The 20,006-nt window shown below is 71.2% G+C and carries 14 protein-coding genes and 2 pseudogenes; 3 read left to right on the top strand and 13 right to left on the bottom strand.

Going from position 1 to position 20,006, the window contains the following annotated elements:
* Nucleotides 1–34 precede the first annotated feature (34 nt).
* From ABD208_RS00605 to ABD208_RS00570, 8 genes are all read right to left on the bottom strand, one after another.
* Entirely contained in the window at nt 35–571 is a 537-nt protein-coding gene (locus ABD208_RS00605; protein ID WP_344098725.1) for a flavin reductase family protein, read from the bottom strand.
* A 2-nt stretch (nt 572–573) separates the two neighbouring features.
* On the bottom strand, nt 574–1,638 hold the full coding sequence (locus ABD208_RS00600) for a MupA/Atu3671 family FMN-dependent luciferase-like monooxygenase (protein ID WP_344098724.1): 1,065 nt from the start codon (nt 1,636–1,638) through the stop codon (nt 574–576).
* Between the two features lie 235 nt (nt 1,639–1,873).
* Nucleotides 1,874–4,165 (bottom strand): rhamnogalacturonan lyase, encoded by a 2,292-nt coding sequence (locus ABD208_RS00595; protein ID WP_344098723.1) that lies wholly within the window; start codon nt 4,163–4,165, stop codon nt 1,874–1,876.
* Nucleotides 4,166–4,214: 49 nt separating this feature from the next.
* Nucleotides 4,215–4,856 (bottom strand): hypothetical protein, encoded by a 642-nt coding sequence (locus ABD208_RS00590; protein ID WP_344098722.1) that lies wholly within the window; start codon nt 4,854–4,856, stop codon nt 4,215–4,217.
* 6 nt (nt 4,857–4,862) lie between these two features.
* Complete coding sequence (locus ABD208_RS00585; protein ID WP_344098721.1) at nt 4,863–5,705, bottom strand: carbohydrate ABC transporter permease; 843 nt, start codon at nt 5,703–5,705, stop codon at nt 4,863–4,865.
* Nucleotides 5,702–6,715 carry a carbohydrate ABC transporter permease gene (locus ABD208_RS00580; RefSeq protein ID WP_344098720.1) on the bottom strand — a complete coding sequence of 338 codons (1,014 nt, stop codon included), beginning with the start codon at nt 6,713–6,715 and terminating at the stop codon, nt 5,702–5,704. Before ABD208_RS00580 ends, ABD208_RS00585 begins: the two co-directional genes overlap by 4 nt.
* A gap of 74 nt (nt 6,716–6,789) precedes the next feature.
* Nucleotides 6,790–8,106 carry an ABC transporter substrate-binding protein gene (locus ABD208_RS00575; RefSeq protein ID WP_344098719.1) on the bottom strand — a complete coding sequence of 439 codons (1,317 nt, stop codon included), beginning with the start codon at nt 8,104–8,106 and terminating at the stop codon, nt 6,790–6,792.
* Between the two features lie 197 nt (nt 8,107–8,303).
* On the bottom strand, nt 8,304–10,166 hold the full coding sequence (locus tag ABD208_RS00570) for a rhamnogalacturonan lyase family protein (RefSeq protein ID WP_344098718.1): 1,863 nt from the start codon (nt 10,164–10,166) through the stop codon (nt 8,304–8,306).
* Nucleotides 10,167–10,208: 42 nt separating this feature from the next.
* Here ABD208_RS00570 and ABD208_RS00565 point away from each other — a divergent pair, with 42 nt between their 5' ends.
* Both ABD208_RS00565 and ABD208_RS00560 read left to right on the top strand, forming a co-directional pair.
* Complete coding sequence (locus tag ABD208_RS00565) at nt 10,209–10,571, top strand: ribbon-helix-helix domain-containing protein (protein ID WP_344098717.1); 363 nt, start codon at nt 10,209–10,211, stop codon at nt 10,569–10,571.
* Nucleotides 10,565–11,005 carry a type II toxin-antitoxin system VapC family toxin gene (locus ABD208_RS00560; protein ID WP_344098716.1) on the top strand — a complete coding sequence of 147 codons (441 nt, stop codon included), beginning with the start codon at nt 10,565–10,567 and terminating at the stop codon, nt 11,003–11,005. The genes ABD208_RS00565 and ABD208_RS00560 overlap by 7 nt, the downstream gene beginning before the upstream one ends.
* A 44-nt stretch (nt 11,006–11,049) precedes the next feature.
* Here ABD208_RS00560 and ABD208_RS20430 read toward each other — a convergent pair.
* The 3 genes and pseudogenes from ABD208_RS20430 to ABD208_RS00550 all read right to left on the bottom strand — a co-directional run.
* Nucleotides 11,050–12,276 (bottom strand): annotated as a pseudogene (locus tag ABD208_RS20430) (exo-rhamnogalacturonan lyase family protein); the annotation flags it as partial.
* A 39-nt stretch (nt 12,277–12,315) separates the two neighbouring features.
* A pseudogene (locus ABD208_RS20425) lies at nt 12,316–13,674 on the bottom strand (exo-rhamnogalacturonan lyase family protein); the annotation flags it as partial.
* A gap of 287 nt (nt 13,675–13,961) precedes the next feature.
* Nucleotides 13,962–16,079 (bottom strand): DUF2264 domain-containing protein, encoded by a 2,118-nt coding sequence (locus tag ABD208_RS00550; protein ID WP_344098714.1) that lies wholly within the window; start codon nt 16,077–16,079, stop codon nt 13,962–13,964.
* A gap of 111 nt (nt 16,080–16,190) precedes the next feature.
* Between ABD208_RS00550 and ABD208_RS00545 the strand changes: the two genes are divergently transcribed.
* Entirely contained in the window at nt 16,191–17,258 is a 1,068-nt protein-coding gene (locus ABD208_RS00545) for a substrate-binding domain-containing protein (RefSeq protein WP_344098713.1), read from the top strand.
* Between the two features lie 25 nt (nt 17,259–17,283).
* On the opposite strand, the gene ABD208_RS00540 is transcribed toward ABD208_RS00545, so the two are convergent.
* Together ABD208_RS00540 and ABD208_RS00535 are read right to left on the bottom strand one after the other, a co-directional pair.
* On the bottom strand, nt 17,284–18,576 hold the full coding sequence (locus tag ABD208_RS00540; protein ID WP_344098712.1) for an ABC transporter substrate-binding protein: 1,293 nt from the start codon (nt 18,574–18,576) through the stop codon (nt 17,284–17,286).
* Nucleotides 18,577–18,834: 258 nt separating this feature from the next.
* Complete coding sequence (locus tag ABD208_RS00535; RefSeq protein WP_344098711.1) at nt 18,835–19,956, bottom strand: rhamnogalacturonan acetylesterase; 1,122 nt, start codon at nt 19,954–19,956, stop codon at nt 18,835–18,837.
* Nucleotides 19,957–20,006 lie beyond the last annotated feature (50 nt).

Raw genomic sequence — 20,006 nt, 5'->3', positions numbered from 1 at the left:
GGGCTTGCTGTGAGATCCGGGTCGGCGGGGAGGGTCATCGGTCGCGGGGCTCCGCGTGGAGTTCGGTGTGCCGCCACGAGGAGAACTGGCGGTAGCCGTAGAGCAGCGGGTCGCCCTCGCGCTTGGCGGTGCCGACCACCTCGCCGAAGACGACGGTGTGGGTGCCGAGCGACACGGTGCCCGAGACGCGGCACTCGGCCGTGGCATGCGTGTCGTCCTCCAGCCAGGGCGCGCCCAGCAGCGGGGACGGGTTCCAGCGGACGTTCGAGAACCGGTCGGCCGCGGTGCGCGCCATGAGCCGGGCCGTGTGCGAGGCGCCGTCGTGCAGCAGGTTCACGGCGAACACGCCGCGCTCCAGCAGCACCGAGAGGGTGCCGCCGGTGTTCTGGCGCAGGCAGACCAGGAGGGTCGGCGGGTCGAGCGCGACGCTCGTCATCGACGAGCAGGTCAGGCCGTGGGGCTCGCCGTCGTGGCCGCGCGTGGTGACGACGGCGACGCCCGTGGGGAATCCGCTCATGAACTCGCGCATGCCGTCGTCGAGGCCGCCGGGCGCGGTCGCCACGTCCGTCATGGTCACGCCTTCAGGCCCGCGCCGTGGAGGCGGCCGAGCGCTTGGACCGTCTCGGTCCACGCCTCGCCGTGCGGCAGGAAGTCGACCAGGCAGGTGATCTCGGTGACGCCGAGGGCGGTCAGCTTGTCCTTGAAGACCTGCCACTCCGCCTCGGGGCCGACGAGCGACAGGCCGTTTCGCAGGCGCTCGGCGGCCGCCACCATCCGGGGCTTCCAGTCGTCCGGGTTGACCAGCGACGGGTCCTCGCTGGAGCTGGTGAAGGTGGCGAGCATGTAGCGCTCCAGCGCCTCCATGTTGCGCTCCTCCGACGCCTCGTCCGTGGAGAGCGCGGCGTGGGCCAGGACCGTGATCTCGCCGGGGCCCTCGAGGCCGGCGTCGGCGCGGCCCGCGCGGTAGCGCTCGATGTTCGCCGCGAGCTGGTCCAGGTCCTGCCGGATCAGGTTGGTCAGGACCCCGCGGCCGCCCTTGCCCGACTCGTAGTACGAGTCCGGGTTGCCGAGGCACGCCTGCCACATGCGCAGCTCGCTGACCGGGCGGGGGTGCAGCCGCACCGTCGAGGTCTGGCCCGAGTGGCCGGTGAGCTCCAGGGCCTCGCCGCGCCAGAGCTTCTCCAGCTGGCCGACACGCGTCCGGAAGAGGTCGATGCGCTCGGCGTGCGGCGCGTCGGACAGGACGAAGTCCCGCTCCATCCAGCCGAAGGCGATCCCGATGCCGACCCGGCCGCCCGATGCGGCGTCGACCATCGCCCAGTCCTCCGCGACCGACACGGCCGAGTGCAGCGGCAGCACGCTGCTGCCCGCGCGGATCCCGAGCCGGGAGGTGCGCATCGCGACCATCGCGCCGAGCACGGCCGGGTTCGGGGAGAAGCCGCCGAAGTCGTCGAAGTGCCGCTCGGGGAGCCAGACGTTCGCCAGCCCCTCGGCCTCGGCGACCTCCACGAGCTCGAGCAGCCGGTCGTAGACGCCTTCCTGGCCGTCCGTGGTGAAGCCGAAGAGGGAGAGGCTCACCGCGGGCTCGGACACCACGGTGGCAGGCGCAGGCAGAGGCGAGTCAGGAGGAGTGGCCATGGCGCTCATCCTGGGGCGGTAGCGATAGCGCCAGGAAGGGATCAAGCCCTCCGCAAAAAGGCGGCCCCCTCCCCAGAACACCGGGATAGACCAGCAAGTGCAAACTCAGGCCAACCCGGGCAAATATCCGCCCTGAATTCAACCTCTGGACACCGGAAGAACATGGTTAGTACGCGAGGTAAGGCCTTCGGAAAGGCCCTACCTCGCGTTCACGTGCGGGCACTCCCCGCGGGGATCAGCCGCGGGCGTTCGGCGGGAGCGGCGCCGCGCTCCAGTCCGTGTCCGTGGCCAGGTAGAAGCTGGTGTAGCTCGGCTGGTTGTACGCCGTCTGCTGGCGGGCGACCTCGACCCGGTACTGCGGGTCGTGCATGAGCGTGTGAAGCTTGATGTCGCTCGGCTCGGTCGTCGTGAACAGGCGCAGGGCGGTCGAGTCCGTGGTGCGGACCAGGATCTCCTCGCGCCAGTCGCCCAGGACGTCCGCGACCAGGGCGGGGTTGCCCTTGGTGCCGTTGTTCGTCAGCGTCCCGTCCAGGGTGCGCACGACGCCGCGGGCCCGGTCGACGACGGTCGGCGTCGTCGGGTCGGCGCCGTCGACGAGCTGCCGGGAACCGTCGCCGGCCCAGAGGACCGACGCGTTCGTGCCCATCGTGGACGCCGAGACGATCTCGCCCGTCGCGGACAGGGTCCCCGACCCGAGCGTGCCGTTCGGCATCGACGCCCAGACCTCGATGCCGGGGGTGTCCGGGTAGATGTCGCCGATCATCGACCGGCCCGTGTCCCGCCCGGAGTACGAGCCGAACAGCACCTCGCCGGTCGCGGCGTCGCGCAGCGCCGAGCCGTAGGGCGCCCAGGCGCCGCCCTCGTGGCAGGTCCAGATCTCCGGGCCCGGGCGCGTCGGGTCGATGTCGGTCACGTGCAGCGCGTCGCCGTGGCCCAGCTTGGCCCGGGTGCCGGGCGCGGCCGAGCCCTCCGGCATCGTGTCGTACGAGGAGTACAGCAGCGACCCGTCGTCGTCCAGCGTCGCGGAGCCGTAGACGATCTCGTGCCTCCCGTCGCCGTCGACGTCCGCCGCCGACAGCGAGTGGAAGCCCTGCGTCGTGAGCGTGCCCCACTCCGGGGACGGGCCCTCCACGCCGTGCGGCCCGTCGTTGAACGGGTTCCTCATGGGCGCGTGGCCCGAGTCCGCGAACCACCGCTCGCGCAGCCGGTAGCCGTCCCAGTCGTAGGCGACCACCGTGGTGCGCGTGTAGTAGCCGCGCGCGAACACCGCGCTCGCCGTCTCGCCGGCCCCGCCGAGGTAGGCGACGCCGGACAGGAAGCGGTCCACGCGGTTGCCCGGCTCGATCCGGGACATCGCGTAGTCGCCCCACAGCAGGCCGTCGTCGCCGCGGCCCGGCTTGTAGTCGACGGTCTGCAGGTTGCGGCCGGTCTCGCCGTCGAACACCGACAGGTACTCCGGGCCCGTGACGACGAAGCCCTCGAACTTGCGCAGCTCGTTGCGCGCGGAGCGCGCGGGCGCGTAGACGTCGACGAAGTGGTCGGCCGCCGCGCGCGCGTCCGCCTCCGACAGCGGGTACTCCCAGCGCGGCTCGATCCCCCACGCCTCCTCCAGCGTGGCGGGCCACTGCCCGGACGTCACCTCCTCGCGCTCCGACCAGCCCGCGAGCACGTCCGCGAGGTACTCGTGGTACTGCGGCGCGGAGAACCGGTAGTCGTCCTGGTGCGTGACGCCCGCCGCGCGGTCGTCACGCGGGATGCTGATGTACGACGACGACAGGGGGGCGCCTTCGTCGTAACGCGTGACCTTGGTGCCGGGCGCGGTCTTGAGCATGACCTCGGCGTCGCCGTCCCCGTCGAAGTCGTAGACGGGGAACTGGGTGTAGTGCGCCCCGGCCCGGATGTTCACGCCCAGGTCGATGCGCCACAGCTGCTCGCCGTCCAGCGTGTAGGCGTCGAGGTACTGGTTGCCCGTGTACCCCTTCTGGGAGACGTCCTTGGAGTTGGACGGGTCCCACTTCACGACGATCTCGTAGGAGCCGTCGCCGTCGAGGTCCGCGACGGACGCGTCGTTGGCGCGGTAGGTGTAGGCCTCGCCCGCGGGGGTGGTGCCGTCCGCGGGCTTGTTCAGGGGGATGTCGAGCGAGTCGCCGGCCCAGGGCCTCGCGGAGCCGGCGGGGCCGCGGCCGTCGGCGGGCCGCACGACGTACCTCGAGCGGGCGGTGCCGGCCGGGTCCACGTAGTTCGTGGAGCTCGTGACCGTGGCGATCTTCCGGCCGTCGCGCAGGACGACGAAGTTCTGGCCGGTCAGGCCGTTCTCGCCGGCGCCGGTGACCTCGTCGCCGAGCAGGCGCCAGCTGAGGAAGACGCCCTCGCTGGTGTGCGCGGCGACGAGGCCGCGGTCGAGGTCTTCGAGGCCGGGATAGGCGGCCTGCACCGGCCAGGTTGCCAGGGCTGGTACGGCCCCGGAGGCCGCGAGGGCGAGCCCGGCCATGACGGCCGTGCCCACCCGGAGGGACGAGGAAAACATCGTTGTACTCCTTGCCTAGGTACTTGAGCTGCGTGTTGAGTTCGTGCGGCTATGCCTGTTCGTCGCGTCGTTCGTGACGGTGCTCGACGGCGACGACGGCGAGGGACAGCAGCCCCCCGACGACGATCACCAGGGGCGCGAGCATCCAGATCAGGACGCCGCACAGGCCCAGCGCGAGCAGCAGCAGGAGCGACCCGGTCGGGTCCTCCCGAGCCACCCGCGCGGCGAGCGGGACCAGGTCACGGGCCCGCGCGCCGTCGTCGTCGGACTTGCCGTTCACCCGGGACCAGCGACCGGCGACGCGGAGGACGACCACCGCGCCGACCGCGCCGACCGCGAGGGAGACCCAGCGGACGACGTCGCCGCCCGGCAGGGCGCCCGACGCCGCGACCTGGACGTTCACCGTGAGGAGAACGGCCAGCACGAGGGCTGCGACGCCGAGGAGCCAGAGGTCCTTGACCGCCGACCACCAGTCGCGGGCGAAGCGGGCGAGGTCCGTCCGCTCGCCCGCGAGGTGGCGGCCGATGTGCGCGCACCCGGCCGCGAGCGCCGCCGGCAGCGTGATCACCGGCAGGCTGCCGATCAGGACGTACACGCCCACGAGCAGGCATTCGGCGAGCAGGGCGAAGCTGTCGTGGAGGCTGCGGGCGGGGCGCACCGGGGGTTCCTGGCGGGCGGCGGCGTCGGACATGATCTGTCAGCCCTTCAGGCCCTGCGTCGCGACGCCGTCGACGATGTAGCGCTGGAAGATGATGAAGAACAGCGCGACGGGGACGAGCGCGATCACCGCCATGGCGATCTGGGCGCCGTAGTCGGAGACCGAGGTCTGGTCGACGTACTGGTTCAGCGCCACGGGCAGGGGGTAGAGGTCGGGCTTCTTGAGGTAGAGCAGGGGGCCGAGGAAGTCGTTCCAGGACCAGATGAACGTGAAGATCGAGACCGTGATGATCGCCGGCCGCATGAGCGGCAGGATGATCCGCGCGAACGTCCCGAAGTGGCCGCAGCCGTCGATGCGGGCGGCCTCGTCGAGGTCGCGCGGGATGCCGCGCAGGAACTGCACCAGGAGGAAGACGAAGAACGCCTCCGTGGCGAGGAACTTCCCGGCGAGCAGGGGCACGAACGTGTTCACGAGGCCGGCCGAGTTGAACATGACGTACTGCGGGATCATCACGACGTGGAACGGCAGCAGCAGGGTCGCGATCATGATCGCGAACATGACGGTGCGACCGGGGAAGTCGATCCGCGCGAAGGCGTAGGCCGCGACGGACGAGGACAGCACGGTGCCGACCACGGACAGCACGGCGATGATCGTGGAGTTCCACAGGAACGTCGTGAAGGGGACGCCGCCGATGCCGGACAGGGCGGTGACGAAGTTGTCGATCGTCCAGGTCTCGGGGAGCAGGTCGGTGTTGCCGACGATGTCGTTGGACGGCTTGAAGGCCGAGAACACCATCCAGGCGCACGGGTACAGCACCACGATCGAGGCGAGCACCGCGGCGACGTGGAAGACGATCGAGTTGATCCTGCGCAGCTTCTTCATCGTGAGTCTCCCGTGTAGTGCACCCAGCCGCGGGACGTGCGGAACAGGATCGCGGTGATGATCCCGATCACCAGCACGAGGACCCACGCCATCGCGGCGGCGTAGCCCATGTCGAGCTGGCCGAAGCCCTTCGTGTACAGGTACAGCGTGTAGAAGTTGGTGGACCCGGCCGGGCCGCCGGTGCCGCCGGAGATGACGTACGCGGAGCCGAACACCTGGAAGGCGCCGATCATCTCCATGAGCAGGTTGAAGAACACGACCGGCGACAGCATCGGCACGGTGATGCTCGCGAACCGCCGCCACGGGCCGGCGCCGTCGATCGACGCCGCCTCGTACAGCTCGTTCGGCACCTGCTTGAGGCCGGCGAGGAAGATGACGGTCGGGGCACCGAACGTCCACACGGCCAGCAGGATCATCATCGGCATGGTCATGGACGGATCGCCGACCCAGCCGCCCGCCGGGAAGCCGAGGAACTGCTGGACCTGGTCGACGATGCCGTCGTCGATGAACATCGCCTTCCAGATGATGGCGATCGAGACGCTCGCGCCCACCAGGGAGGGCAGGTAGAAGATCGAGCGGTACGCGCCCTGGCCGCGGTGCCGCGTGTTGAGCAGCATGGCGGCGCCGAGGGACGCGGCGAGCTTGATCGGGGTGCCGACGAACACGTAGATCGCGGTGACCTGCGCGGACTGGAGGAACCGCGGGTCGGTGAACATCTTCTGGAAGTTCTCCGTGCCGATCCACTCGGGCGCCCGGAAGAGCCCGTAGTCGGTGAACGCCAGGTACAGGGACGCCACCATCGGGAACGCCGTCAGGAGCATGAAGCCGATCAGCCAGGGGCTGACGAACGCGTAACCGGCGCGGACGTCCGCGGCCTTGTACCTCGTGCGGCTGTTCGTCGCGTGACGATCGCCGGGCGGGCGGGGCCCGGTCGCGCCCGCACGTGGGACGACGTGCCGGGCCGGCGGCGTCGTCGTCGGGCCTTGCGGCGCCGCGGCGATGTCGGCCATGAGAACCTCCGTGTTCCATGGGCCGTCCGGTGCGTCTGCGCACCGGACGGCCGGTGTCCTGGGTCAGTGCTGGGTCACTCGGGGGCGGGGATGGTGTCCTGCGCGAACGGGAACCACTGCTCGACGAACTCGTCGACCGTGATGCGCTCGTAGGCCATCTCCTCGAAGAGGCGCAGCCACTCGGCCTCGATGGCGCCGAAGCCCTCGGCCGGCATCGGGGCCGGCTCGGTGACGAGGTCGGCCACCTCCTCCTCGAACGCGACGACCCGCGCGTCGACCGAGCCCTCCTCGACGTCCATCGCGTCGATCTGGGCCTGCACGGCCGGGACGCCCTTGTTCGTGCCGAAGATCTTGCCGACCTCCGGGTCGTTGACGAGGAAGTCGATGAGCTTGGCGGCCGCGGCCGGCTGCTCGGTGTTCGCCGAGGCGGACAGGAGCATGGACGGCTTCCAGAACTGCTGCGGACCGTTCGGCCCCGACGGCATCGGGAGCATCTGGATGTCCTGCTCGGTCTCCGCGACGTAGCCGGCGAGGAAGTTGTCCCAGGTCATGACACCGGTCTCGGCGCTGGTCATGAAGCCGGTCAGCGGCTCGATCTGCTTGGTCTTCTCGATCGGGAAGAAGACGTCGCCCGCCTCGCGGTTCTCCGCGGTGAGGTTCAGGAACTCGGTGGCCTCGGCCTCGGTGAAGTTCATCTGGCCGTCGTCGGTGAACGGCTGCTTGCCCTGCTGGATGAGCCACTGGCAGAAGAACCAGAAGGTGCCCGTGTAGTCGCCGCTGCCGTAGACGGCCGGGTCCTGCTTGCCGCCCTTCGCGGCGACCTCGGCGGACCACTCGTTGAGGTCCTCCCAGGTGTAGCCCTCGGCGGGCGGCTCCATGCCGAGCTCCTCGAGCACGTCCGCGTTGTAGAAGAAGGCCAGCGTGTTGGTGCTGGTCGGGATGCCGACCTGCGCGCCGTTGAGGTTGCCCGCCTGCAGCAGCTGCTCGTCGTAGCCCGACACGTCGAGGTTGGACTCGAACGCCGGGGCGAGGTCGAGCAGCTGTCCCGTGTTGCCGTACTGGCGCAGGTAGGAGAGGTCCATCTGGAACACGTCCGGGAGGCTGCTGGAGGCGGCCTCGGTGTTGCGCGCCGTCCAGTAGTTCGGGAAGTCCTGGAACCCGGTGGTGACGGTGATGTTCGGGTACTCCTTCTCGAACAGCGCCACGGCCTCCTCGTACATGGCCGCGCGGGTGTCGTCGCCCCACCAGGCGAGGCTGATCTCGATCTCCGCCTCGGTGTCCAGGGGTTCGGTCAACCCGCCGCCGGCGCTGCCGCCGGAGCAGGCCGAGAGAGCCAGAGCCGCTGCCGCGCTCGCGGCCAGGGCGGCCGTTGCCTTGCGCGCACTTCTCATCGGGAGCCTCCTTGCTCTTCCGGCGTCTGCACCGACACCGGCTGTCTGTCGCACTGGGCGGCCCTTGACTGCCGACCGCGATTGAAACGATACAACAGAAGGGGAGAGCATTGTCCAGTCCTCGATCGCCAACGGCCGATCACGATCCGGTCACGCCATCTCCTGGCGGGGGCGCCGCGGCCCCCGCCAGGAGATTCTCAGCTCCCCGCGTAGGTGATGTTCGGCCGCGGCGGCGGCGTCATCCCCGATCCCAGGTAGTAGTCGGTGAAGTGGGACTGCAGGTACCCCTTCAGGGTCATGGCGTTCCGGTAGGCCGGGTTGTGCGGCAGCGTGTACAGGCGCGTGCCGGTCGGCCGGTTCGTGGTGAAGACGATCAGCTCGTCGTAGGCCGCGTTGGTGTAGACGGCCTCCTCGCGCCAGTCGCCCAGGATGTCGCCGTAGAACGCCGGCTGCACGCCCTGGCCGGCGTTCACCGCACCGTAGTTCCACGTGCTGACGAGCCGCGGCAGGCTGCCGCTCCGCGTGGGGTTCGCCGGGTCCCACTGCTCGAACTTGCCGTCGTTCAGCAGTTCGGTGGGCAGGTCGCCGTCCCAGTGCAGGTTCAGCTGCGGCCAGGGGTACAGGGACCTGTCCGGCTCGGTGAGCTCGGTGCTCCGGAAGTTGTACACGCCGTCGAACGCCCACGCCTCCATCCCGGAGTGGCGCGGGTCGATGTCACCGACGAGGCCGCGACCGACGTCCGCGACGTCCTCGCCGAAGCGCTCCCACAGCAGGTCGCCGGTGCGGGCGTCGTAGCCGTACTCGCGCAGGCCGGTCGGGTTGTCCTGCTGGACGCCATAGCCCTCGAGGCCCGCCCGGTCCGGGTCGATGTCCGCGACGTAGAAGCGGTCGCCGTGGACCACCCCCTGGTCCGCGAGCGAGTACTCGAGCGTGCCGTCGCCGTCGATCACGAACCCGATCTCCGCGATCTCGTCGGTCCCGTCGCCCGAGACGTCGACGATCCTGGTGTTGTGCCCGTCTGGCAGGTTCTGCGAGCCGCGCAGGAACTTCCACTCCCGGGCCAGGCTCGTCCCGGAGAACCGCCAGGCGGTCATCATGAGGTTGAAGTCGCCGGACCCGATCCGGTTCTTCGTGTAGGCGACGAGGCTCGGGTGCACGCCGTCGAGATGCCCGACGCCGAACCGCGCCATCAGCGGTCCGTCGGCGAGGTAGTCGGCGGGCAGGGGCGCCGTGGCGCGGGGCCTGCCGGTCAGGCCGTCGAGGATCGCGATCGACTGCCGGACGTCGTCGGACTCCCTGTGGACCGACCCGTCGCCGAACCGCACGCCGTTCGCGACCTTCAGCGCGACCTCTGCGCGGCCGTCGCTGTCCAGGTCGTACACGGTGACGCCGTCGTTGTGCCCGACGTCGATCACCGCCGACCCGCCCTCGATGTTGTTCTGGTTGGTGCTGTTGGGGCCGAGGTCGACCTGCCACAGGAACTGACCCTTGCTGGTGTAGGCCTCGAGCTTCTGCTGGGACGTCTGACGGTCCAGGACGTAGTCGTACTCCCCGTCGCCGTCAAGATCGCCCACCCAGACGAACTTGACCGCCCCGCCGGGCCGCAGCGGCACGCGGACCACCGGTTCCGTGGCGTGGTTCGCGCTCAGGGTGAACGCGGCGCTCGGCGTCTGCTCGACGCCGTTCACGACGGCGCGCACGCGGTAGGCGTTGGACCTGGTCAGGTCCGCCGTCGTGTCGGTGAAGTTCGTCCCGCCGGTGAGGGCCGACGGCGTGAGCTTCGTCCAGCCGCCGCCCGCCGTCGACCGGTACACGTGGAAGCCGATCCCGTCGGGATCCAGCCCCAGCAGCCGCCAGCTGACCAGCACGGACGTGCTGCTCGCCCGGACCGCGACGACGCCGCGGCCGAGGTTCTCCATGATCCGCGGGCTCGCCGCCGTCGCGGACGGAACGGTCTCGCGCACGATTCCCGTGACCGGGACCGCGACGGCGGCCAGTGCGACAACGAACGCCAGCGCCCGCCATGATCTGTTCGAACTCTTCGATCTCTTCGTTGACATCGATCTCTCCTCCTGGGGTCTTCGTTGACTCCAGGAGCAAGCGTGGACTTCACCGGCCCCGCCCTCGCCGGAACAGGCAAGAACGGACAGCGGATCCGCGGCTGTGACCTGAACGACGGTCCGCAGCCTCTCGACTGGCACGTATGTCAGTCCTACCATATGTTCATGGCCATGCGACGTACGACCGTGTATCTCGACGACGCCGACCTTCAGGAGCTGAAGGCGACCGCTGCCGCGCGCGGTGTCAGCGAGGCCGAGCTGATCCGCGAGGGGGTCCGGCTCGCCGTGAACCGGAACCGGGTATGGGACGAACCGATGGACCTTCCGACCGTGTCGAGCGGCGATCCGACCTGGGCCTCACGCGCGGACGACGAACTCGGCGAGAGCGGGTTCGGGGCGTGGTAGTCGTCATCGCCGACACCTCGGGCTTGATCGCCTCGATCGACCAGGACGCCCCGGAACACGAGGGAGCTCGGAAGGTCTTGAACCAGGCCTCGGTCGTGGTCGTGCCCCAGCTTGTCCTGGCCGAACTCGATCACCTGGTGAGCCGCCGCTTCGGCAAAACCCTCGCCGCAAGGCTCCTGGACTCGCTCATCGCCCAGGCCGAGCGCACCCGAGTGCATTTCGCCGAGGCCGACGCCGCGGTGCTCCGCACGGCGCGAGCCGTCCAGGACCAGCACGCGGACCTCCGCCTCGACCTGACCGACGCCGTCATCACCGCCGTCGCGCGCGAGTACATGACGGCGTCGATCCTGACCCTGGACCGCAAGGACTTCCGGGCGATCCGGCCCCTCACCGGCGAGCCGGCGTTCCAGGTGCTGCCCGACGACGACTGGTGACGGGCGGGCCGCGCGCGGCCCGCCCGTCCTACGACACGGGCTGCTCAGGCGTGGTCCGGGACCAGGGCCAGGAGCTGGATGGCCGCCAGGCCGTACTGGGCGCTGGCGTTCGTGGAGAAGCTCGCCTCGTCGACCGGCTTGAGGACCGCCGGGGGTTCGATGCGCGCGGTGCCCCAGTTCTGGCCGTCCGGGTAGCCGGCGTGGCCCGTGCGGAGCTCCTTCCAGGCGCGGGTCGCCAGGGCGTCGTCGTCCAGCTTGACCGCGGCGTAGGCCGTGGCGCGCGAGTAGGCCTGGCGGAGGTTGAGGCTGCCCCAGGACGCGCCGGTGACCTCCCGTTGCTCCGCGGAGGTGCCGTTGTACAGCCGGCAGAACTCGACCCACTTCGCCTCGACCTCGGGCTCGTCGACCAGGTCGATCAGCTCGGTCATCACATCGATGAGGCCGAACACCGAGGACAGCGAGCCGACCGAGACGGCCTTGTCCGGGCCGGAGCTGAACTCGGCGGTCCCCAGGTCGTAGGTCGCGCCCCCTTGGACCCAGCCGTTCGGAAGTGCCGCGATCGACCGCGCGCTCGCGAGCAGCCGCTCCTTCGCCTTCGGGTCGCCGCCGCGCTCCCACTCGGTGAGCCAGGCCCCGGCGATCGCTCCCCAGTCCGTCGTCGTGGACAGGGGCAGCGCCGTCGGGTCGGGCTCGTACGGGCCGGTCGAGCCGTCCACCTTGCGGCCCGCGTTGAGCACCAGGTACGTGCGGTCGGAGTCGATCAGCTCGTGCAGCAGGTCGCCGGAGCGCTCGTCGCCGCCGGTGAGGTAGTAGAAGTGCCGCCGGTAGTTCGCGTTGCTGATGCGCACCTGCTTCGCGCTGTCGGCCCAGTGCAGGATGCCGTGGCGCGTGCCGAGGCCCTTCCACTCGCCGAGGTGGTTCTGGTCGACGTCGCCGGTGTGCCGGCACATCGCCTCCGCGAACCGGAAGGCCGAGGCGTTGCCGGTGCGCAGGTAGTGGTACCAGAGCCACAGGTCGGTGGACAGCTCCGAGTTGTCCCAGGCGTAGCCGCCGACGTCGTACCGCCACTGGTGCCGGTCTCCGTCGTAGGAGTGCATGACGTCGCCGTAGTCCCAGAAGCCGTACCAGGAGCGCTGGTCCTGCTGGCCCAGGTGGTACTCGAAGATGGCGTCGAGGCGGTCCTCGACCACGGCCTTCGCGGTGGTGCCGCGGTCCACCGGGGACCAGCTGCCGAGCACGCCCGCGGAGTGCAGGTGCGCGGGGTCCGCCTGCAGCAGCGGCGGCGTCGCGTTCGCGCCGGCCAGCGCGGCGAACCGCTCCGCGCCCGGGGTGGCCTCCAGCGCCCAGAACATCAGCTCGCTCGTGCGCGCGATGCCGTACGGGGTGCCGAAGCCCGGCTCGTAGTCCTCGTAGGTGATCTCCAGGGCGTCGAGCTGCTCCGGGTAGGTGTCCTGGCCCATGCCGTCGTGGTAGAAACGCAGGTCCATGGCCTCGGCGCGGGGCGACCACAGCCAGACCGTCACCTCGGCCTCCTCGCTCGCCGCCCCCGTGATCGCCAGCTCGGTGGGGTGCAGCTGCCAGAAGTTCCGCAGCCCGAACGCCAGGCCGCCCGCCGGGGTGCCGAGGTAGCCGAGCCCCGCGGCCCGCGTACCGCCGTCGGACCTGATCCACGAGTGGCCCTGACCGGTCCGCTTGCGGATCTCGAAGCCGTCCGCGGTGAGCTGGCTCAGGGAGTACTCGCCCCAGTCCGGGATCCACTTGAGGCGGCTCGTGACGCGGGTGTCCCACGTGGACGGGTCCGGGAGCGCCTCGCCCGCGATCTGCGCGGCGCGCACGGCGGCGCCCGGGTCGCGGCGCAGGCCCGTGACGCCCTTGACGGCCTCGGCGAAGACGCCGCCGTCGGTGCCGGCGAAGCGGACGTGGCGGTCGTAGAGCTCGCCGCGCATCGGGACGGAGAACTTCACGCCGAGGGCGCGGATGAAGTCGCGGTTCTCGTCGCCGTCGAACAGGAACGTGTGGACGAGGCGGACGCCGTCGGACCCGGCGTACAGGTAGAAGCGCAGCACGAACGGGAGCCAGGCGCGGCCCGCCGACCTGTGCTTGCCGGTCACCTTGACGACGGCGCGGACCGGGCCGTCCTGCTCGACCTCGACGCGGTCGATCGCGCCGGTGAAGTCCTGGAAGTTGGGGCCGCTGCCCGGGTCGGTGGAGGGCTTGTCCTGGCGCGAGACGACCAGGCGGCCGCGGCGCGCGATGATCGCGCCGCCGCGGCGGATCTCCCGCACGACCTGCTCGCCGGTCCTGCCGAACACGACCTGGACGACGCCGGTGTCGACCACGACCTGGCTCGGGCTCTCGGCGACGGAGAGGGTGTGCGCGCCCTGGGCCGGGGTGCCCGGCGCGAGGCGATAGGTGTCCGACGCCGCCGCGTCGGCGCCGATGGCGTGCGCGGTCCACTTGGCGGACCCGTCCGGCCACCAGGCGGTGGTCCAGCTCTGCACGGGAACGCCGGCGCCGCCGGTGGTGAGGGCGAACCGCTGGTCGCCGGTGCAGGCGCCGCGTGGCCACGGGACGCCCCAGGTCGCACCACCGGCGAGCTCGGCGGGCGTGCCGCCCTCGAGCCAGTGCAGGTCGACGGGGTCGTGTCCCGTGGGAACGAGGGCCGGCATCGCGGGGACGGCGGAGGCGACGCGCGGCGCGATCATCGCACCCGCCCCGGCGGCGATCGCTGTGGTGAGAACGGTTCTTCTGCTGATTTCGACCACTGGGGGTCACTCCTTCGTGACGGTTCTTGCCCGGCCCGGAATCCCGTCCGACGACGAACGGCGGCCGACCGTGCCCGTCACGATGCCGCCCGCCGGCCCGCCGCTCCCCCGAACGAACAGAAACAGACACACCCGTGCACGGCCCTGGCGCAGCCTCGTGATCGTCTCCTTCGTGGAGGACGACGATCTGGTTATCGTCGCCGCCCGCTACCACCACGAGAAACAGGGACGACGTCGGTCTTGCCCGTGCGCCAGCGGATCTCGACGGTGCCTGTCCCCGGGTCGTGGTGGACCGAGTCGACGGCGTCGGCGTCGGCGTCGCGTGGGTTCGGGTCGCCCGTCAGGACGACGAGGGCCGCTACCGGGGATTCCGGGGTGGCCCGGCTCTGAGACCGGAGCCAGGGAGTCACCGAGATCTCGCCGATCGGGTCGGCGCCAGTGCGGCGGGTGGAGCCGGGGGTTTCCAGACCCAGGAGGGCACGGACCAGGGAAGAGCGGCCGTCCCGGCGGTGGACGCGGGCCCAGTCGTCGCCGCGTTCCACGACCAGATCGCCGTCGCGGTCGGCCGCCAGCGGCCAGCCGCCCAGGTGGAACGTCCACGGGCCGGGGTCGTGCTGCCAGGCAGCGGAGGCGATCGCTCCCGGGACGGGCGGACGCCCGGCGTCGTCTGCGCCCTCGGCAGTATCGGTGTCCGTGGGGTCGTCGTCGGGCAGCGTCCAGGCGAGGCGCACCTCGAAGCGGCCGCGGACGACGCTGGCCGTCACCACCTGCGGGCCGATGCGGTGGCCGGCGACGCCGGCGTGGTCGCCGCCGCGGTCACCGGGATCCGCGCCCGGCGCGCCCGGGAGGTCGAGCCAGCGGACGCGGGAGCGGGAGATCGCGACGTTGCCGTCGAGCGCGACCCGGCTCACGCCCTCGCGGTGCGACGGCGTGCCGTGGGCGTCCAGGAGGGCGACGTGCGATTCCAGCGGGGCGGCGATCGCATCCCGGGTGAGCTGCGGTGACGTCGCGTTGGAGTAGGCGAGGCGCTGGTAGAACGGGTCGTCCGCGTGGGGGTGGTGGCGGCTCTCCAGGAGGCGGTCCGAGCCGTGGTTGTAGAGGCGGACGACGCCGTCCGCGGGCGTCGAGGCGACGATCCAGCCGGGCGCCCGCAGGGTGGTGACCGTTTCCTCGCGCCAGGCGTCCGGGAGCTCCGGGGCGTCGGTCCAGACGGCGTCGTCGACGGGGAGCAACAGGCCGAGGAAGCCCTTGCTCGCCCAGTACGGGGACGCGCCGCCCGAGTAGAGCTGGCGGATGCGGTCGTAGCGGTGGTGCCAGCCGACCGGGAGCAGACCGTCCGCGTCGACGGCGCCCGCGGCGGTGAAGTGCTCGACGACGCCCGAGGTCAGCGCCCGGGTCTGGCCGGGACGCAGCGGGGTGACGCCCGCGACGGCGCCCGCCCAGAACGGGGCAAGGACCGCCCAGCGGTAGGTGGCCGAACGGCCCTGCAGCACCGGAGCGCCGTCGGCCCCGACAAGGTGCTGGGCCTGGGCAAGGAACTCCCGCAACCGGGTCCCGTGCGGCTCCGCCAGGGGCTCGCCGGCGATCCGCGCGTGCAGCAGCGGGTACAGGTGCCAGGCCCAGCCCGCGTACCAGTCGAAGTTCTGGCGGCGGCCGTCGTGACCGCGGCCGTCGGAGTACCAGCCGTCACCGGTGTACAGCGCCTCCTGGAGCTCCAGGTTCCGGTCCAGGTCGGCCTGGTCCCACGGCCCGCCGACCCCGCGCAGGAACTCCTCGATCACGTTCTGGAACCAGATCCAGTTGTTGCGGTAACCGGACGTGCCGACGATGTCCGCGAGGTAGCCGACGACGCGCTCCTGCGTCCCGGCGTCCAAGCGCTCCCACAGCCACTCGCGCGTCTCGTGCAGGCCGATCGCGATCGACGCCGCCTCGACCACGGCCTGCCGCCGCTCCGGGATGCGCGGCCAGCGCTCGGCCGAGCCGGGATCCGTGCCGCGCCGGACGCCGTCGGCATACCGTTCGAGCAGGCCGTGCGGGTCGTCGCCGTCCTGCCCCCGCAGCCGGAACGCCGCGAGCAGAAAGGTGCGGGCGAAGCCTTCGAGACCGTCGGACCAGGCGTCGGACGCGCTCACCGGCCCCGGCAGCGAGATCAGCGCGCGGCCCGGCGACGCGAACGGCTCCGTGGCCGCGAGGAGATCGTCGGCCAGGCCGAGCCAGCGGTCGCGGGTCCAGGCCGCGGCCGGTCGCAGGGCCGGATGCACCACGGACGACGACGTCGCGGCGGAGGTTGAGGCTTCGGTGCTCGTCACGCCCGCGAGTCTGTACGATGCTCCGCAAACGTTTGTCCGAGCGGACAATTACGATCACGAGGGCGGCCGGGTCCGGCACCGAACCCGCGCCCATCACCGGAGGTAACGGCAATGCTGCCGATCGCACGCCAGGACCACCTGCTACGGGAGATCGAGCTGCGCGGCAGCGTGCGCTCCGCGGAGGCGGCCGCCCACCTGGGCGTCTCCGAGGTGACGATCCGCCGCGACATCATCGAGCTGGACCGCGCCGGCAAGCTGGCACGTGTCCACGGCGGTGCGATCGCCCTGCGCGCGACCCGCGGCCCCCAGGCCGCGAGCGCCCTGGTCGGCGTCATCGTGCCGAACACGACCACGCACTTCCCCGACACCGTGCGCGGCATGGAATCCCTCGCGCCGTCACTCCGGGTCCGGCTCGTCCTCGGCGTCTCGCAGTACCGCCCGGAGGTGGAGGAGGCCCAGGTCTCCCGGATGCTGGGCCTGGGCGTCCAGGGCATCGCGATCGTCCCCACGACACGCGATCGTGAGCCGGACGACGTCGCCCGCTGGCTCCGCTCCATCCCGGTCCCGGTGGTCCTGGTCGAGCGCCGCCCGGACCCGGTGACCAGCGCGAGCGAACTCGACCAGGCCCGCACGGACCACGCCCACGGCGCCATCCTCGCCGCCGAGCACCTGGCGGGACTGGGCCACGACCGGATCGCCCTGGCCGTCTTCGACCGCTCCCCCACCGCTCCCTACCTGCGCGAGGGCTTCGCGAGGGCCGCGGCCCGCCTGGGCCTCGCCGGCGCCCCGGACGTCGTCCTGCCCAAGGGCGACGAGGACCCCGCGGCCCTCGACGCCACCTTGAACGACCTCCTCGACGCCTGCCGCGCCACGAATACCCGCGCGGTCTTCGCCCACACCGACTACCACGCGGCCCGCCTGGTCGAGCTGGCCCTCGACCGCGGCCTGCGCGTCCCGGACGACCTCGCCGTCGTGGCCTACGACGACGAGAACGCCGCCCTGGCCGTGGTCCCCCTGACCACGGTGACCCCGCCACGGCGCGAACTCGGCCGCCAGGCCCTCAAGCTCCTGGTGGAACGCATGACGGAGGACGAGCCCGGCCCACGCACACCCCGCCACGTGGAACTGCTCCCCGGGCTCACCATCAGAAGCTCCTGCGGCGCGGGCCGCACCGCGTAGTGCCCTGTTCGGCACCACGGCGTGGTCAGTCGGTGACGATCATTTCCGGGGCGCCGGCAAAGAACTCGGCGACGGCGTCGTCGACCGACGTCGCACCGTACGAGACGTCGCTCGCGATCCGGAGGAACTCCGCCTCCACGGCACCCGCGCCCTCCGGCGGCGGCGCCGGCGAGGTGCCGACGACCTCCAGGACCTCGTCGTAGTAGTCGAGGATCTGCTTGTCGAGGCCCTCGAGGTCATCGAGCGCCTCCAGGGCCGACTCCGAGATCGGGAGCCCGCGCGACGTCCCGAAGATCTTGCTGACCTCCGGGTCGTTCGTGATGAAGTCCATGAACTTCGCCGCTTCCTCCGGGTGCTCCGTCGTCGCGGACATCGACAGCATGAGGCTCGGCTTGAGGTACAGGCCGCGGTTCTCCGCGTCGTCGGCGGGCGGGAGGGTCATCTCGAAGTCGCTGCCGGACGTCTCCGCGAAACGGACCAGGAAGTTGTACCAGCTGATCTCGTTCGCGGTGAACTTCATCCCGAGGTTGTCGCCGGCGGACTGCTCGGCCCGCTTCGGCTCGATGAAGGCGCCGTCGGCGACCATCGGCTCGATGCGCTCCCACCACTCGGTGAGGTCGGCCTCGTCGAAGCCGAACTCGCCCTCCGGGGTGTAGAGCTGCTTGCCCTGCTGGTTGAGCCAGATCTCGAACACGGCGATGAGCTGCGCGTACGGGGTGGAACCGTCCACCTCGGGATCCTGGTCCGCGCCGGCCTCCGCGATGTCGCTCAGGAGCGCGTCGTACTCCTCCCAGGTGAGGTCGCCCTCGGGCGCCTCCACGCCGATCTCGTCGAGCACGTCCGCGTTCCAGAAGTTCGCGAGCGTGCCGATGCTGGTCGGGATGCCGTAGACCTGCTCGTCGACCGTGGTGGCCGGCATGACCGTGGTGGGGAAGCTCGCGACGTCGATCTGGCCGGCCGTGTACTCGTCCAGCGGCTGGATCTGGCCGCTCGCCGCGTACTGGCTCAGGTAGGTGCTGTCCATCTGCATCACGTCGGGCAGCGAACCGCTGGCCGCCTCCGTGTTGCGCGCGGTCCAGTAGTCGCCGAACGCCGCGTAGCCGGACTGGATCGTGACGTCCGGGTTCTGCTTCTCGTACAGGGCGATCGCTTCCTCGTACCGTTCGGCACGGGTCGCGTCCCCCCACCAGTTGAAGACGAGCGTGACCTTCTCGTCCTCGCCCGTCGCGGAACCGCCGGAGCACGCGCCGAGCGCGGCCAGACCGGTGACCGCGAGCAGCGCGATCCCGGCGCGCGCCCCGCTTCTCGTTGTGACCATGTGAGCCTCCTTGCACACTGCCGTCACATGACGGCTCCAAGGATCACGCGGGCTGGGAAGCCGCGCGACCTCGTGTTGACGACCGCGATCGTGCCACCACGGTGTCCGGTCGCGGAGCAGACAGACAAAAACGTGCAGGACCCGTCATCGGTTGCCCGGGGCACGACGGCGAGGCCCCGCCGGGCAGGGTGCACTCCCCGGCGGGACCTCGCGGGAGACCGTGCGGGGGCAGGCAGCTCAGCCACCCCCGCACGGGGTTCAGGGGCGGGCGGCGTCGTCGTCGGCCCAGAACCGCTCGGGGACGATGCCCTGCCGCCGTAGTTCCCCGGCGACCAGACCGGCGTAGACGGACGCGCCGTACTCGGACGTGTGCGTGCGGTCGCCGGTCTCGTCGATGAGGTAGATCGGCTTGGCGGCCTCGTAGCCGAGGCCCTCGACGAGTTCCTCGCTCATCGCGGTGAGGTCGATCAGCGGGACGCCGAGCCCGGCAGCGACGCCGCGGATCTCCTCGGGCAGATCCGCCTCACCCGTGCGGATCAGCCCGGTGTCGTTCAGCTGGTCGCCGGTGAACCGGCAGCGCACGATCGGCGTGACGAGCACGGGCTGCGCACCCCGGGCCCGCACGCCCTCGACGAGGGTGGTGAGGTTGGCGCGGTAGTCGGCGGCCGTGGTCGTCTTGTCGTTGTGCGCGAGCTGGAACAGGACAACGTCGCCCGAGCGCAGCTGCGGCGTCAGCTCGCCGAACATGTAGGCGCGTGACAGGTACGAGACCGTGCTCTCGCCGCCGCCCGAGTAGTTCACCACCGACAGGCCGTGCCGGAAGTGCGCCGGGAGGCGCTGGCCCCAGCCCGTGTACGGGAAGTTGTCCTGGTCCGTGACCGTCGAGTCGCCGCCGAGGAACAGCCGTGGCGCGTGCTCGGGCGCCTCGGCGATCCCGATCCGCGCCACCGCGGGAGCGCCGCCCGTGAACCGGAGCGTCAGGCCCGGTTCGCCCGGCACGTCCTGACGGTTCTGCTGAGCCTCGGGCGTGCGCACGTTGACCGTGAAGGTCTTGCGCGTCAGTTCGCCCGCGGCGGTCGGGGTCTCCGCGACCATGAGCCGGCGGGCCTCCGCACGGACCTCGGTCGCGGCGGCCTCGTCGGCGTCCCCGAGGAACACCGTCACGTCGTAGTGGCCGGCTGCGAGATCCGCGTACGTGCACACGATGTCGCCGCCGTCCTGGGCGCACTGCTCGAGAAGTGCCGCGTCGGTCCGGGGCGCCGGGTGGTACGCGGGCCCGGCCGCGGCGGCGGGCCCGGCGGCGAGCAGCACCGCGGTCGCGGCGGCGCCGATCCCGGCGAAGACGGAACGCGGCCTACGGCCGCCGAGGAAGTGAGTCATGACGTCGTTGTCCTCTCTGGGGGTTCGCTACCTCCGAGCCGACGACGGCG

It is taken from the genome of Myceligenerans crystallogenes (assembly GCF_039529775.1).
Lineage (GTDB): Bacteria > Actinomycetota > Actinomycetes > Actinomycetales > Cellulomonadaceae > Myceligenerans > Myceligenerans crystallogenes.
Note: the sequence above shows the minus strand (reverse complement) of the source record. Positions and strands in the feature narration are given on the sequence as shown.

What these genes read in the sequence shown, in the direction of transcription:
- ABD208_RS00590 (WP_344098722.1), bottom strand. Translation starts at nt 4,856, where the DNA reads ATGTCCGACGCCGCCGCCCGCCAGGAACCCCCGGTGCGCCCCGCCCGC.
- ABD208_RS00570 (WP_344098718.1), bottom strand. Translation starts at nt 10,166, where the DNA reads ATGTCAACGAAGAGATCGAAGAGTTCGAACAGATCATGGCGGGCGCTG.
- ABD208_RS00540 (WP_344098712.1), bottom strand. Translation starts at nt 18,576, where the DNA reads ATGGTCACAACGAGAAGCGGGGCGCGCGCCGGGATCGCGCTGCTCGCG.
- ABD208_RS00545 (WP_344098713.1), top strand. Translation starts at nt 16,191, where the DNA reads ATGCTGCCGATCGCACGCCAGGACCACCTGCTACGGGAGATCGAGCTG.
- ABD208_RS00595 (WP_344098723.1), bottom strand. Translation starts at nt 4,165, where the DNA reads ATGTTTTCCTCGTCCCTCCGGGTGGGCACGGCCGTCATGGCCGGGCTC.
- ABD208_RS00580 (WP_344098720.1), bottom strand. Translation starts at nt 6,715, where the DNA reads ATGGCCGACATCGCCGCGGCGCCGCAAGGCCCGACGACGACGCCGCCG.
- ABD208_RS00585 (WP_344098721.1), bottom strand. Translation starts at nt 5,705, where the DNA reads ATGAAGAAGCTGCGCAGGATCAACTCGATCGTCTTCCACGTCGCCGCG.
- ABD208_RS00605 (WP_344098725.1), bottom strand. Translation starts at nt 571, where the DNA reads ATGACGGACGTGGCGACCGCGCCCGGCGGCCTCGACGACGGCATGCGC.
- ABD208_RS00575 (WP_344098719.1), bottom strand. Translation starts at nt 8,106, where the DNA reads ATGAGAAGTGCGCGCAAGGCAACGGCCGCCCTGGCCGCGAGCGCGGCA.
- ABD208_RS00600 (WP_344098724.1), bottom strand. Translation starts at nt 1,638, where the DNA reads ATGGCCACTCCTCCTGACTCGCCTCTGCCTGCGCCTGCCACCGTGGTG.
- ABD208_RS00535 (WP_344098711.1), bottom strand. Translation starts at nt 19,956, where the DNA reads ATGACTCACTTCCTCGGCGGCCGTAGGCCGCGTTCCGTCTTCGCCGGG.